The sequence below is a fragment of the Pseudescherichia sp. genome (assembly GCF_031979925.1).
Lineage (GTDB): Bacteria > Pseudomonadota > Gammaproteobacteria > Enterobacterales > Enterobacteriaceae > Pseudescherichia.
This window is the reverse complement of the sequence record NZ_DALZFB010000007.1, coordinates 14,014-28,307: the sequence shown is the minus strand read 5'-3', so window position 1 is coordinate 28,307 and position 14,294 is coordinate 14,014. Positions and strand designations below refer to the sequence as shown.

Here is a 14,294-nt window from a genome sequence, read left to right as displayed (position 1 = left end):
ATCACCTCATCGTTACGCCGTATATACACGGTAGCACAACACAGAAATAAAAAAACCACCCCATGGGGTGGTTAAGTAACAGCGAAGCTTAGCCGCGCTGGCGGACCGCTTCAAACAGGCAGATGCCGGTTGCCACGGAGACGTTCAGCGAGGAGACGCTGCCCGCCATCGGGATGCTGATCAGTTCGTCGCAGTGCTCGCGGGTCAGGCGGCGCATACCTTCGCCCTCTGCGCCCATCACCAGCGCCATCGGGCCGGTCATTTTGCTCTGGAACAGGGTGTGATCCGCTTCGCCCGCCGTACCGACGATCCAGATATTCTCTTCCTGTAACAGACGCATGGTACGCGCCAGGTTGGTCACGCGGATCAGCGGCACGTTCTCTGCTGCGCCGCTGGCCACTTTTTTCGCGGTGGCGTTCAGCTGGGCCGAGCGGTCTTTCGGGACGATCACCGCATGGACACCAGCAGCGTCGGCGCTGCGCAGGCAGGCCCCGAGGTTATGCGGATCGGTCACGCCGTCAAGGATCAGGAAGAAGGGGCGATCGAGGCTGGCGATCAGATCCGGCAGATCGTTCTCCTGATACTGACGCCCTGGCTTCACCCGTGCAATGATCCCCTGGTGCACCGCGCCTTCGCTTTTTTCATCCATAAACTGGCGGCTCGCCACCTGGATAGTCACGCCCTGGGCTTCCAGGGCATGGATCAGCGGCATCAGACGTTTATCTTCACGTCCTTTCAGAATATAAACGTCCTGAAAGCGCTCCGGGGCGCGTTCCAGCAGTGCCTGCACCGCGTGGATGCCATAAATCATTTCACTCATGAAGGGTACTCGATCGAGGTTAAAAGGGTCTGTCCGCCCCATTATAACCCACGACGCCCCCCAGCGTCCCTTCCCGTTACGCCCTCACCTTCACTGGCGCACGCTTTTCCGGCGGATGGGCGGGCAGAATGGCGTCCAGCAGGTAGCGGGTATACTCGTGCCGCGGACGGGCGAAGAGATCCAGGCAGGGTCCCTCCTCCACAATCCGCCCCTGGTACATCACCCCGACCCGATCGGCGATGTGGCGCACGACGTTGAGATCGTGGGAGATAAACAGGTAGGCCAGGCCATACTCCCGTTGCAGATCCATCAGCAGGTTGAGGATCTGCGACTGGATAGAGACATCGAGGGCCGACACCGGCTCGTCGCAGATAATCAGCTTTGGCCGCAGGATCAGCGCCCGGGCAATGCCGATGCGCTGGCGCTGGCCGCCAGAAAACTCATGGGGATAGCGCCCGGCGTCGTGCGCCCTCAGTCCCACCTGCGCCAGCATAGTGGCGACCGCCTTTTTGCGCAGCGCCGCATCCTTCTCTCCGTGAATGATCAGCGGCTCCTCGATGGAGTAGCCCACCGTGCGTTTGGGATCCAAGGTTGAAAGTGGATCCTGAAAAATCATCTGGATCGATCTGCGCATCTCCCGCCACTGGCGGGGGTTAAGATCGAGCAGCGAATGCCCGGCAAACTCCACGCGTCCGCCCGAGGCAGGCGTAAGTCCCAGAATCGAGCGGCCGGTGGTGCTCTTACCGCTGCCGGACTCGCCCACCAGGGCGTAGGTCTCTCCGGCGTTGAGGGTAAAGCTCACGTCCTGCACCGCCTGGACGGTGTGTCCGCGACGGGAAAAGGTTTTCGACAGATGCGCTACGGTTAACAGGGGCTGGCTCATACATTGACTCCCGTCTCTTCGGCCCGCCAGCAGCGCACCTGGTGCGTGCGGCTGTCGATAGTGCGCAGCGCTGGCGGCTGGCTGCGGCAGGTTTCCGTCGCCAGCGGGCAGCGATCGGCAAAGGTGCAGCCCACCGGCAGGGCGTTAAGGGGCGGCACGCTGCCGCGGATCTCTGCCAGCCGGGTTTTCGGGACGCGATCCTGCGACGGCCGCGCGGCCAGCAGCGCCTGGGTATAGGGGTGACGCGGCCGATGGAACAGCGTGCTAACGTCGCACTCCTCCACCACCTGCCCGGCGTAGAGCACCACCACCCGCTGGCACAGCTGCGCCACGACGCTGAGATCGTGGGTGATAATCACGATCCCCATTGCCGACTGCTGCTTGATCTCCTCCAGCAGGTGCAGAATTTGCGCCTGGATAGTGGCGTCGAGGGCGGTAGTCGGCTCATCGGCAATCAGCAGTGAGGGGGCGCTGGCGATAGCAATGGCGATCATCACCCGCTGGCGCATGCCGCCAGAGAGCTCGTGAGGATAGGCATTCGCGCAGCGCGCCGGATCGGCGATCCCCACCTGTGCCAGCAGGCTAAGGATCTTCTCCCGCCGCGCGGATCGATCCAGCGAGGTATGCAGCTTCAGGCTTTCGTCGATCTGAAAACCAATGGTAAAGACCGGGTTCAGGCTAGAGAGCGGATCCTGAAAGATCATCGCCATGTCGCGGCCGCAGCGCTGGCGTTTCGCCCTCGCTGAGAGCGTGTCCAGTCGCGCGCCGTTGAGGCTCACCTCGCCATCGGTACGACTGGTGCGCGGGGAGAGCAGACCCATCAGCGCCTGGGCGGTCACGCTTTTACCGCAGCCGGATTCGCCGATGATGCCGAGCGTCTCCTGCTGATGAAGCGTAAACGACACCCCGCGCACCGGGGAGACGATGCCCTGCGGCGTGGCAAAGTTGACCCGCAAATTATTCACGCTAAGCAGTGGCGGTGGATTAACCATGCTGTTCTCCCTTTTTCAGCAAGCGCAGCACGCGCCCGGGCAGCGGTCTGAGGCCCGGCTCGGCGCTGTCGCGCAGATCGTCACCGACAATATTCAGGGCCAGAATCAGCAGCACGATGGCGATGCCGGGGAAGAAGGTCATCCACCATGCCGTGAAGATCACCGCTTTGCCCTCCAGCAGCAGGTTGCCAAGGCTCGGCGTCGGCGCAGGCACGCCAGAGCCGAGAAAGCTCAGCGCCGCCTCGGTCAGGATGGCTACCGAAAAGACCCACGTCACCTGTACAATCAGCGGAGAGATGACGTTGGGCAGCAGATGCAGCCAGACGATACGTCCTGAGGTGGCCCCCTGGGCGCGCAGCGCTTCGATAAAGTTTTTCTCTTTTACCACCATTGCCGCGCCGCGGATCACGCGGGCGATGGACGGGACGTAGACCAGCGACAGGGCCAGCACCACGTTCGCCACGTTGGGACCCAGCACGCCGACGATGGCAATTGCCAGCAGCAGCGACGGGAAAGCAAACAGGCCGTCGCAGATGCGCATCAGGATACGGTCCAGCGGCCGATACCAGGCGCACAGCAGACCAATGACCATGCCGACAGCCCCGGCAATCAGCGCCACCGCCGCGCCGACGCTTAGCGAGACGCGCACCGCCAGTGCCACGCGCACAAAAAGATCGCGGCCAAAGTTATCCGTACCGAACCAGTGCGCAGCGCTGGGCGCTTTCAGACGGCTCAGCGGATCGATGCTGTAGGCATCCCACGGGCTAAACAGGCTGCCGCAGAACGAGAGCAGCACAATAGCGGCCAGCACGCCGCACCACAGCAGCAGCTTACGATTCTTCATGAGCTTTCCCCTCCCTCGACGGACAGACGCGGATCGACCACATAGCTCAGCACGTCCACCGCCAGGTTAATCAGCACGTAGCAGACGGTGATCAGCAGCACGACGCCCTGGATCACGGTGAAGTCACGCCGCTCAATGGAGTCGACGATCAGCGAGCCGACGCCGGGAATACCAAACACGCTCTCAATCACGATGGTCCCGGTCACCAGCGAGGCGAAGGACTCCCCGCAGATGGTCAGAATCGGGATCAGAGCGTTCTTCAAGGTATGGCGCAGCAGCACCGTGCGCTCCGGCACCCCTTTCGCACGGGCGGTGTTGATGAAGTTCTCCTGCAACACGTCGAGCATCACGGCGCGGGTCATACGGGAGATCAGCGCCGCAATGCGAAACCCCAGCGCGATGGCGGGCAACGTCAGATACCAGACGTTTTGCAGCCAGTCGTCATTGGTGGAGCGATAGCCCACTACCGGAAACCAGCGCAGCTGCACGGCGAAAAAGAAGATCAGAAACAGGCCGAGCAGAAAGCCCGGCACCGACATGCCAAAGGTGGCCAGGGCGCGGATCGCCCGGTCGGCAAAGCGTCCGTGCTGCCAGGCGCTGATGACCCCGCTCGCCAGGCCGAGCACCAGCGCAATGGCCTGGGCATAGAGCGCCAGCGCCAGCGTCGGGGCCAGATGCTGCAAAAACAGCCCGCTGACGCTGGCATTGAGAAACAGCGAGTGGCCCAGATCGCCGGAGAGCACCGCGCCAAACCAGCGGACAAACTGCCCCAGAAGCGGCCTGTCGAGACCCATCTGCTGGCGCAGGGCGGCGATATCCTGCGGGCTGGCGTCATTGCCGAGGATCACCATCACCGGGTCGCCCGGCGCGAGATGCACCAGGCAGAAGACCACCAGCGAGACGACGAACAGCACCGGCAGCAGCGCCATGATCCGGTGAAACAGAAACCACTTCATAGACGGTTACTCCGCTCAGGGCTGGCTGACGGTCACGTTCCACAGCACCGGACCAATCAGGTCGTGGTACCCCTTAACGTTTTTCTTGATGGCAATCGGCTCCGGGGTGGTATGGCCCAGCACAATCACCGGCAGATACTGCCAGCTCAGCACGTTGAGCTTATCCACCAACGGCCTGGCCTCTTTCAGCGACGGGGCCTGCTTGATCGCATCCAGCACGCCGTCAATCTCCGGGCTGTTGCTCAGGCCCGGGAATTTGGCCCGCGAATCGAGGAACGGATACTGGTGCAGCACCTGACGCATCGAGAACTCCAGCGCGCAGAGATCGAAGTTTTTCGGATCCTGGCGGCGCTGCAGCACGGTCGGCCAGTCGTAGACGTCGAGGCGTGACTTGACGCCGATCTGCTTGAGTACCTGCTGGGCGACAATCGCCAGGTTATAGAGCTCGGCATACTCTTTGGTGGCGATAATCACCACCTCTTCGCCGTTATAGCCGGACTCTTTCACCAGTTGGCGAGCTTCGTCGAGCTTATGCTGGTTCCAGAACGGCTTACCCGCGTCGCTGTACCAGTCGACCTGGTTAGGGAAGCCCAGGGAGGGATCCTCCTTGAAGAAGCGCGGATCACTGTAACCCGCCAGCAATGTCTGATGAACGTCGAGGGCAAGGTTGAATGCCTGGCGCAGCTTAACGTTGGCAAAGGGGCCCTGCTGCTTGTTGAAGAGATAGGTGATCAGCGATCCGCCGCTCTCCGGCTGGGCCAGGGAGAGGTCCGGGGCGCTGCTCAGGGCGTCGATATTGTCCTTCGGCAGGTTAAAGACGATGTCGTACTCGCCGGTCATCGCCCCCGCCAGCCGGGTTGACTCATCGGTAATGTAGCGGAACCAGATATCCTTCACGTTGGCCTGCTTCTGGCCGGAGAGGCCGCTGGCTGGCTCACTGCGGGCGCTATAGCCATCGTAGCGGGTCAGGTGCAGGTACTCGCCCTGCTTAAACTCCGCCAGCTTATAGGGACCGGTACCGATCAGCTCGCTGACCGGTTTTTTGCTGCTGTTCGCTTCGTCGATGAGGCGCTTAGGCATAATCGCCGCGATGTTCTTCACGTCGGCCAGCACGTTAAGCGTAATCAATGACGGCTCAGGAAGGACGAGGCGCACGGTCTTATCGTCGACCTTGCTAAAGACCGCGCCGGGGAGGTTAGCTTTTCCCTGGGTGGAGACCGCCAGCCAGCGGCTCATTGAGGCAACCACGTCGTCTGCCGTCAGCGGCTGCCCGTCGTGGAAGCGCACACCGTCGCGCAGCACAAAGGTGTAGGTTTTGCGATCGTCGCTCAGGGTGTACGACGCCACCAGATCCGGCACCGGCTCAAACTTATCGTTGATGGTGAACAGCTCTTCAAAGATGTGGCGATCCACATCCGAGGTGGCGTTGTTGGTGGTTAAGTAAGGATCCAGCGTACCGGGCCGGTTGCCATAGGCGATATTCAGCGTGGCGTTGCGGTTTACGGCTTCAGCCAGCGCGCTTCCCCAGGGTAAAGAGGCCGCCAGCAACAGTGCGGCGGCAGAGAACACGTTTTTCATTCAGCAGCGGCTCCGGTCAACGTTCTGTCAGCGTGTGGGGTGGATTTACGTCCAGCGAATTCGTCTTTCGCCGCCTGCAACAGCGTCGGCTCGGTCAGCAGGCGCAGGCCCGCGTTAGCCAGCACCACCGCCCCGGTGACCAGCGCTTCGTAGCCCTGCTCGGAGTTAGCGGCTTCGCGGAAGGCGACGGTGTGACCGATCAGATCGTCGGGACCAATCTTGATCGACGGATGCGCAGTGGGCACGGCGTGGCTGATATCGCCTACGTCGGTAGAGCCTTTGCCCTCTTTCTGCCGCAGATCGACCTGTTCCCCCACGGCGGTAAACTCCTCAAGGAAGAGATTGTTGAGCGTCTGGTTGATATTGAAATCGCGCGGGCCAACCTGGTGCTCGATTCTTACCGTAGTGCCGGTGGCGATGGCAACACCTTCGGCAATGGCGCGGAGGCGCGGCTCCAGTGCCTCAACGGCCTCGCGGGTTTCCGCCCGGATGTAGTAGTGCGCGGAGGCGTACTCCGGGATCACGTTCGGGGCCTGGCCGCCGTTGGTGATGATGCCGTGCACGCGCACGCCGTCAGGCAGCTGCTGGCGCAGCACGCTGATGCCGTTATAGAGCAGCACCAGCGCATCCAGGGCGTTGACCCCTTTGTGCGGCGAGCTGCCCGCATGCGAAGGCTTGCCATAGAAGTGGAAATAGAGATGGTTGTTGGCTAAGAACGGTCCGGTCAGCTGCGTTTTGCCACCGGGATGGACCATCATCGCTGCATCAACATCCTTCAGAAAACCGTGCTCAACAAAGCGGGCTTTGACGTTGCCGTTTGGCCCGCCCTTGCCGCGCAGGCCGCCCTCTTCCGCAGGGGTACCCAGCACCACCACCTTGCCGCCGGTCTGGTCAAGGGTCTCGCTCAGGGCGATCGCCGCGGCGATGCTGGTCACGCCAATGATGTTATGCCCGCAGGCATGGCCGATATCGATCAGGGCATCGTACTCCGCCAGATAGGCGATGGTCGGGCCCGGTTTGCTGCTCTCTTTCACCGCATAGAATGCCGTTTCGTGTCCGGCCACGTTCGAGGTGACCTCGAAGCCGTTTTTCGCCAGCAGCGCCGTCAGCAGACCGTTGGCATAGTACTCGTTGTTCCCGGTCTCCGGGTGCGCATGAATATCTTTCGAGATCGCAATATATTCGTCGCGGTGTTGGTGAATACTCTGTTCCAGCCGGGTTTTTAATTCGCTAATGCTCATTGCTTCCACCTTGTGTTGATGACAGTCGATTCATTCCCGACACCGGGAACCACGGATTAACTAAAAATGGCGCTTTGCCTCCTGGCGGACGCGGTGCAGAACGTGCTGCTTGATCTCGCCATACAGCGGGTGTGCCGCCAGATTTTCAATATCGCGTTCGCGACCAAACGGCAGCGTCACCTCTTCAACGATTTTTCCCGGTTTTGCCGACATGATCAGGATACGATCGGCGAGGAACAGCGCCTCTTCTACGTCGTGGGTGACGAAGAGTAGCGTAGTCTCGGTTGCCAGCCAGGCGTTGCGCAGCAGCTCCTGCATCATCAGGCGCGTCTGAGCGTCCAGTGCACCAAACGGCTCGTCGAGCAGCAGCACCTCAGGTCCGGGTAGCCAGGCGCGAGCCAGCGCCACGCGCTGCTTCATACCGCCGGAGAGCTGCCACGGAGCGTGATTTTCGAAGCCCCTCAGCCCAACGCGCGCCAGCCACTCCCGCGCCTGAGCGTTGACCTCGTCGCGGTTATGCTTGCTAAGGCGTGGGCCAAAGGTGACGTTATCCAGCACCGACAGCCACGGAAACAGGTTTGGCTGCTGGAAGATCATTCCTCGCGACGGGCCGGGCTGGCGCACCGGTTCCCCGCCGCAGAGCACACGCCCGCTGTCGGGCTGGTTAAAGCCAGCCACCAGGTTGAGGATGGTGGATTTGCCGCAGCCCGACGGCCCTAGCAGCACCACAAACTCCCCCTTCTGAAGGGCAAGGGAGATATCGTCCAGCACGGTAAAAGGGTGCGGTTTTGCCGCAAACTGGAGAGAGACGTTCTCCAGCGCAATCTGTACAGCCATTATTCTTTCCCCGCCCAGGGCACAAACAGGCGTTGCAGGCCTAAAAGAAGGAGATCCAGCAGATAGCCAATCCCGCCGAGCAACAGAATGCCCAGCATGACAATATCGGTACGCAGGTAGGAGCTGGCGTTGATCACCATCCAGCCGAGGCCGGAACTGGCGGCCACCATCTCCGCCGCGATGAGCGAAGTCCAGCCGATGCCAAGCGACAGCCTGACGGTGGTAAACAGCTCCGGTAGCGCGTCCGGCAGCACCACGCGCAGAAAGATCTGCCTTTTTGTCGCCCCCAGCGTCTGGGCGACGCGGATGCGTGACCGGCCGATGCGCTCAACCGCCGCGCTGGCCCCCACCACCACGCTCAGGAAGGTAGCGATGAAGATCAGGAAGAACTTTGAGGCTTCGCCGATGCCAAGCCACACCACCGCCAGCGGGATCAGGGCAATCTTCGGCAGCGGGCGCAGGAACTGAACGAAGGGGTTCAGCACCGCCGACAGGCCGTTGGAGAGCCCCATCAGCAGCCCGAGCGGGATACCAATCACAATCGCCACGGCGAAGGCGCTCAGCGCCCTGGCCAGGCTCACCATCACGTGCTCCCAGAGCGGCACCTGGCGGTAGCCGTCCGCCAGCAGCTCTTCCGTGGTTAAACCGATATCGGTTAACGACGGCAGCAGAAGCGGATCCACCCACTGCCGGGTGGCCGCCACCTGCCAAATCACAAAAAAGATCGCCACCGAGGCAACGCTGATGGCGATGTGCTGACTCAATCTCATTGCGTTGCTACCGCCGCTTTACGAATGTATTCGGAGTTGATGGCCGTATCCCAGTTCGCCGGGATATCACGCTTGCGGATCTCGCCAATGCCGGCGAGGAAGCTGGAGGTTTTGCTCAGCGCCTTGCCGATACCGCTGTCGGTAGTCTGGGTACCGTTGCCCAGCCATGCCGCCGTGCCCTGCTCCGCCAGGGTGGGGTACTCCAGACCGCCGAGGGTGTTAGCTGCGGTAGTCACCGGTGCGCCCACCTCTTTTGCCACGATGGCTGCCGCACGCTCAGAATCCTTCTTGAACTCGTTGACCTTCTCCTGATGCACGCGCAGGAAGGCGCTGACGGTTTCCGGATACTGTTCGGCGAAGGCCTTACGCACCACGTAGTTGTTGTAGATCAGGTAGCCATCTTTCTGCAGATCCTTGGTGGCAAAGACCTGATGACCGCCGGAGGACTCCAGCTCCTGGGCAAACGGCGCCCAGACGTAGCCTGCATCAATATCGCCCCGCTTCCACGCGGCGACCATCTCAGCCGGACGCAGCGGCAGCAGGGTAATTTTGCTGCGGTCGAGTTTATTAACGCTGATCGCCGCCTCCAGCGCGTACTGCGCGGTAGAGTTTGGCGGATAGGCCACGCGTTTCCCTTCGATATCCTTAATGTTATTAATGCCGTCTTTGCCAATTAAGCGCTCGTAGCTGGCAATCACCCCGGAGACGCCAATAATCTCTACAGGTAATTTACGCACCACGCCCGCGGTAGCCGGACTGGATCCAAAATTAGCAATATCGATGGCGTTGCTGGCGAAATAGCTCAGCGCATCCGCACCGGAAGCAAACTGCACCCATTTCACTTTGCTGTTTAACGCTTTATCCAGCGAGCCGTCGGCTTTCGCCAGCATTAATACCTGCGAACCGCCGCTATAGGCGACACGTACTTCTTCCGGTGAGGCGGCCCAGGTCATATTTGTCCACAAGCTACCCGCTGCCAGTAATAAGCAGAGACTTTTTTTCATTTTATTTATCCTGTTAGAGAGTGAAGAGATTAACGATATTCCTGCCAGAGGGCCGAACATCGCTCCGCCAGCGCCTGGGCAGGATCGATGGCGTGAGCAAGAAAGGGGGAGTCAATGGCGTCCAGCGCCACCGGCACTTCGGTGCAGGCAAGAATGAGCGTTTCCGCGCCCCGCTCAACCAGCGCCTGGGCCTGAAGAGAGAGCAGCTCGCCGCCCTCGCGCAGCGCACCGCGCTTGACCGCGTAGCAGCCGGGAACAAACCAGCTCTCCAGCTCCTGCCCGGTGGGCAGCACTGGCGTAACGTTAAGGCGTTCCAGCCCCTGTTGGAACCGGCCCGCCGCCAGCGTGCCGTGGGTCGCGATAACCCCGACGCGCGTCGGCGCGCGCTCAGCGATACGCCCGAGGGTCGCCTCAACGATATGCAGGATCGGCGCATCGCTGGCGCGGCTTAGGGCGTCATACCAGTGGTGAGCCGTATTGCAGGGGATCGCAATATGGCTCGCCCCGGCGGCGTTGAGCTTTTCGATCCCGTTCAGCAGCTGCGGCAGCGGCGACGGGCCAAGCCCGGCCAGCGCCTTCTGCCGATCGGCAATCTGCGGAACGTTCCAGGCAACGACCGGGATCTGTTGCTGATCGCTGGTCGCAGGCGTCGCTGCCAGCAGCTTCGCCATAAAGTCGACCGTCGCCAACGGCCCCATGCCGCCGAGAACGCCTAACAAAAACGGTTTCATTTTTCCAGCACCTGGCGATAGCCAAACAGCCCGGCGGAGCCGCCGGTGTGGATGAACACCACGTTCTCATCTTTGCGGAAGTGGCCTTTGCGGATCAGATCCACCAGCCCGGCAAAACCTTTGCCAGAGTAGACCGGATCCAGCAGGATACCCTCGTGACGCGCCAGCAGGCGCAGCGCCTCCAGCATGCCTTCGGTCGGCAGGCCGTAGCCTTCACCAACGTAATCGCTATTAGCCACCACGGCGTCACGCGGCAGCTCGCCCGCTACGCCCAGTAGCTCAAGGGTGCGGGAGGCCAGATTCCAGACGTTCTCCTCCTGCTTCGCCTTCGGCACACGCACGCTGATGCCCAGCACCGGAACGTGGCTGTGGGTGGCGTGGAAGCCCGCGACCAGCCCGGCCTGAGTGCCGGTGCTCCCGGTGGCGTGGACCACATGATCGATACGCAGCCGCAGCTGAGAGGATTGATAGAGCAGCTCTTCGGCGCAGGCAACGTAGCCCAGCGCGCCGATGGGGTTAGAGCCGCCGCCAGGGATAACGTAGGGGCGGTGGCCCTTCTCGCGCAGCTCGCTGGCGTAGATATCCATGGCCTGCTGCATGTCAGTACCGCCCGGCAGGTGAGCGACGATCTCCCCGCCGAGCAGCTCATCCAGCAACACGTTGCCGGAGCGCTGATAATCTTCGCCAAAGTCGGTGACCCGCTTCTCCAGCAGCACTTTGGCAGGCAGGCCGAGCTTTGCCGCGCCGGCGATGGTCTGCCGCACGTGGTTGGACTGGGTTGCGCCCTGGGTAATAATCACGTCAGCGCCCTGCTGCTGCGCATCGGCCAGCAGGAATTCAAGCTTACGGGTCTTATTTCCGCCGGTAGCAAGGCCGGTTGCATCGTCGCGCTTAATCCATATTTTCGGCCCGCCCAGCAAGGCTGAGAGATTTTCTAAAGGTTCAAGCGGGGTCGGAAAATGGCCCAGTGAAATTCGTGGGAAACGTGCCAGATGCATAATAGCTCCTTGCGAATTAACGCATCAGATATTTAACAATTATGCAGCTACTATACACAGGCGGGCTTTCGGGCTAAGGACAAATAAAAAATATCGATTGCCGGAAATTAGCTAACGGCAGAAATAAAAAATCCCCTTTACGAATAAAGGGGATTAATAATTTTACTCAGCGTTTTTCTTTTTGGCCGCGCGCTTTGCTTTCGTTGCGGCGGCTATTTTTTGCGTCTTCGCCGACGGGGCTTTCTCTTTCTTCACCTTCGGCTGTGCGCCGTCGGTGCCTTTTCTTTTGCCTTTGCCTTTATCACGGCGGAACTCGCTGTCCGGCTCAAAGTTACCTTTTTTACCGACCTGGCGACGGCGGCCGCTGGGTTTACCCGCAGCACCCTTTTTAGCGCGTTCGCGTTCGGTCTTGCCGACGTTGCGCGGAGCACGTTCGCTGGAGATCAGGGCAAAGTCGATTTTGCGATCGTCCATGTTCACCGCTTCGACGCGTACTTCAACGCGATCGCCCAGACGGTAGGTCTGGCCGCTGGATTCGCCAATCAGGCGCTGACCGATCTGATCGAAACGATAGTAGTCGTTATCCAGCGAGGAGACGTGCACCAGACCATCGATAAACAGCTCGTTCAGGCGCACAAAGAAGCCGAAGCCGGTGACGCTGGCGATCACACCCTGGAAGTTACTGCCCACGTGATCCTGCATGAAGTCGCACTTCAGCCAGTCGGCAACGTCGCGGGTCGCTTCGTCGGCACGACGTTCGGCCATCGAACAGTGCTGCCCCAGCTGTAGAACCGCTTCCATCGGATAGTGCCAGCCGCCCGATGGCGTGCTGTTACCCTTAAGCCCCTGCTCTTTCGCGACGAGGTACTTGATGGCGCGGTGCAGGGAGAGATCCGGGTAGCGGCGGATCGGCGAAGTAAAGTGGGCGTACGACTGTAGCGCGAGGCCAAAGTGGCCACGGTTCTCCGGATCGTAGATCGCCTGCTTCATGGAGCGCAGCAGCATGGTCTGCAACATCTCATGGTCGGGACGATCGGCGATGGACTCCAGCAGCGCGGCGTAGTCCCTCGGCTCCGGCTTGTTGCCGCCTGGCAGCTCCAGACCCAGCTCGGCCAGCACCGAGCGGAACGAGGTAATGGCTTCGGTGGTCGGGCGGTCGTGAATACGGAACAGCGCAGGTTCTTCTGCCTTCTCGACAAAGCGGGCGGCAGAGATGTTGGCGAGGATCATGCACTCTTCAATCAGCTTGTGGGCGTCGTTACGCTCGGTCAGCTCGATGCGCTCAATGCGGCGCTCGGCGTTGAAGATAAACTTCGCCTCTTCGCTCTCAAAGGAGATACCGCCGCGCTCTTCTCGCGCCTGGTTCAGCGTTTTATAGAGGGTATGCAGCTCTTCAATGTGCTTCACCAGCGGCGCATACTGCTCACGCAGCTCCTGGTCGCCCTCCAGCATATGCCACACCTTGGTATAGGTCAGGCGTGCATGGGAGCTCATCACCGCTTCGTAGAATTTATAGCCGGTTAAGCGCCCTTTCGCCGAGATAGTCATCTCACAGACCATACAGAGACGGTCAACCTGCGGGTTGAGGGAGCAGAGGCCGTTGGAGAGCACTTCCGGCAGCATCGGTACGACCTGCGACGGGAAGTAGACCGAGGTACCCCGGCTGCGCGCTTCGTCATCCAAAGCGGTGCCTGGGCGAACGTAGTAGCTTACGTCAGCAATGGCTACCCACAGACGCCAGCCGCCGCCGCGTTTTTTCTCGCAGTAGACCGCGTCATCAAAGTCACGGGCGTCTTCCCCATCAATGGTGACCAGCGGCAGGTTACGCAGATCGACACGTCCGACTTTCGCCTCCTCCGGGACCTCCTCCTTCAGGCCGCTGACTTCCTGCTCAACGGCAGGCGGCCAGACGTAGGGGATCTCGTGGGTGCGCAGGGCCATGTCAACCGCCATGCCGGTACCCATATTATCGCCGAGTACCTCAACGATCTTACCGATGGCTTTGGTACGTCGCGTCGGGCGCTGGGTGAGTTCCACCACCACCACGAAGCCCATCCGCGCACCCATAATCTCTTCCGGCGGGATAAGGATATCGAAGCTCATGCGGCTGTCGTCTGGCACCACAAAGCCTACGCCTGCGTCGGTAAAGTAGCGGCCGACGATCTGGCCGGTTTTTGGCACCAGCACGCGCACGATACGTGCTTCGCGACGTCCTTTACGATCCGAGCCGAGCGGCTGGGCCAGTACCTGATCGCCGTGGATGCAAGTTTTCATCTGCTCGCTGGAGAGGTAAAGGTCATCTTTGCGGCCTTCGACGCGCAGGAAGCCATAGCCGTCGCGATGGCCAATGACTATCCCTTTGAGCAGGTCGAGACGTTCCGGCAGGGCGTAACACTGGCGGCGGGTAAAGACCAGCTGCCCGTCACGCTCCATGGCGCGCAGGCGACGGCGCAGCCCTTCCAGCTGCTCCTCGCCTTCAATATTGAGTTCCTGCGCCAGTTCTTCGCGATTAGCCGGTTTTTCGCGTTTTGATAAGTGATCGAGAATGAACTCGCGGCTGGGAATAGGGTTCGCGTACTTCTCAGCTTCGCGCTCCTGGAAAGGATCATGTGACATAGCGGTTCCTCCGTTGTCAGCTCT

At 60.9% G+C, this 14,294-nt stretch carries 13 protein-coding genes; all 13 read right to left on the bottom strand.

Annotated features, from left to right (window positions below):
* Positions 1-88 precede the first annotated feature (88 nt).
* The gene (gene rlmB, locus RTM13_RS13215; RefSeq protein ID WP_268109384.1) at positions 89-811 is read right to left on the bottom strand and encodes a 23S rRNA (guanosine(2251)-2'-O)-methyltransferase RlmB; all 723 of its coding nucleotides are present in this window, start codon (positions 809-811) and stop codon (positions 89-91) included.
* Positions 812-896: 85 nt separating this feature from the next.
* Complete coding sequence (locus RTM13_RS13210) at positions 897-1,703, bottom strand: ATP-binding cassette domain-containing protein (RefSeq protein WP_312212457.1); 807 nt, start codon at positions 1,701-1,703, stop codon at positions 897-899.
* Positions 1,700-2,695 carry an ABC transporter ATP-binding protein gene (locus RTM13_RS13205; RefSeq protein ID WP_312212456.1) on the bottom strand — a complete coding sequence of 332 codons (996 nt, stop codon included), beginning with the start codon at positions 2,693-2,695 and terminating at the stop codon, positions 1,700-1,702. The genes RTM13_RS13210 and RTM13_RS13205 overlap by 4 nt, the downstream gene beginning before the upstream one ends.
* Complete coding sequence (locus tag RTM13_RS13200; protein ID WP_312212455.1) at positions 2,688-3,539, bottom strand: ABC transporter permease; 852 nt, start codon at positions 3,537-3,539, stop codon at positions 2,688-2,690. The genes RTM13_RS13205 and RTM13_RS13200 overlap by 8 nt, the downstream gene beginning before the upstream one ends.
* Positions 3,536-4,495 carry an ABC transporter permease gene (locus tag RTM13_RS13195; protein WP_312212454.1) on the bottom strand — a complete coding sequence of 320 codons (960 nt, stop codon included), beginning with the start codon at positions 4,493-4,495 and terminating at the stop codon, positions 3,536-3,538. The genes RTM13_RS13200 and RTM13_RS13195 overlap by 4 nt, the downstream gene beginning before the upstream one ends.
* A gap of 15 nt (positions 4,496-4,510) precedes the next feature.
* On the bottom strand, positions 4,511-6,073 hold the full coding sequence (locus RTM13_RS13190; protein ID WP_312212453.1) for an ABC transporter substrate-binding protein: 1,563 nt from the start codon (positions 6,071-6,073) through the stop codon (positions 4,511-4,513).
* Positions 6,070-7,314 (bottom strand): M20 family metallopeptidase, encoded by a 1,245-nt coding sequence (locus tag RTM13_RS13185; protein ID WP_312212452.1) that lies wholly within the window; start codon positions 7,312-7,314, stop codon positions 6,070-6,072. The genes RTM13_RS13190 and RTM13_RS13185 overlap by 4 nt, the downstream gene beginning before the upstream one ends.
* Before the next feature lie 60 nt (positions 7,315-7,374).
* Positions 7,375-8,151 carry an ABC transporter ATP-binding protein gene (locus RTM13_RS13180; RefSeq protein ID WP_312212451.1) on the bottom strand — a complete coding sequence of 259 codons (777 nt, stop codon included), beginning with the start codon at positions 8,149-8,151 and terminating at the stop codon, positions 7,375-7,377.
* A complete protein-coding gene (locus RTM13_RS13175) occupies positions 8,151-8,921 on the bottom strand; it encodes an ABC transporter permease (RefSeq protein WP_312212450.1) in 771 nt (256 codons plus the stop codon). Before RTM13_RS13175 ends, RTM13_RS13180 begins: the two co-directional genes overlap by 1 nt.
* Positions 8,918-9,925: a glycine betaine ABC transporter substrate-binding protein gene (locus tag RTM13_RS13170; protein ID WP_312212449.1), complete on the bottom strand. Its 1,008-nt coding sequence runs from the start codon at positions 9,923-9,925 to the stop codon at positions 8,918-8,920. Before RTM13_RS13170 ends, RTM13_RS13175 begins: the two co-directional genes overlap by 4 nt.
* Before the next feature lie 29 nt (positions 9,926-9,954).
* Complete coding sequence (locus tag RTM13_RS13165; RefSeq protein ID WP_312212448.1) at positions 9,955-10,656, bottom strand: amino acid racemase; 702 nt, start codon at positions 10,654-10,656, stop codon at positions 9,955-9,957.
* The gene (locus RTM13_RS13160) at positions 10,653-11,654 is read right to left on the bottom strand and encodes a D-cysteine desulfhydrase (RefSeq protein WP_312212447.1); all 1,002 of its coding nucleotides are present in this window, start codon (positions 11,652-11,654) and stop codon (positions 10,653-10,655) included. The genes RTM13_RS13165 and RTM13_RS13160 overlap by 4 nt, the downstream gene beginning before the upstream one ends.
* Positions 11,655-11,816: 162 nt before the next feature.
* Entirely contained in the window at positions 11,817-14,270 is a 2,454-nt protein-coding gene (rnr, locus tag RTM13_RS13155; protein WP_312212446.1) for a ribonuclease R, read from the bottom strand.
* Positions 14,271-14,294 lie beyond the last annotated feature (24 nt).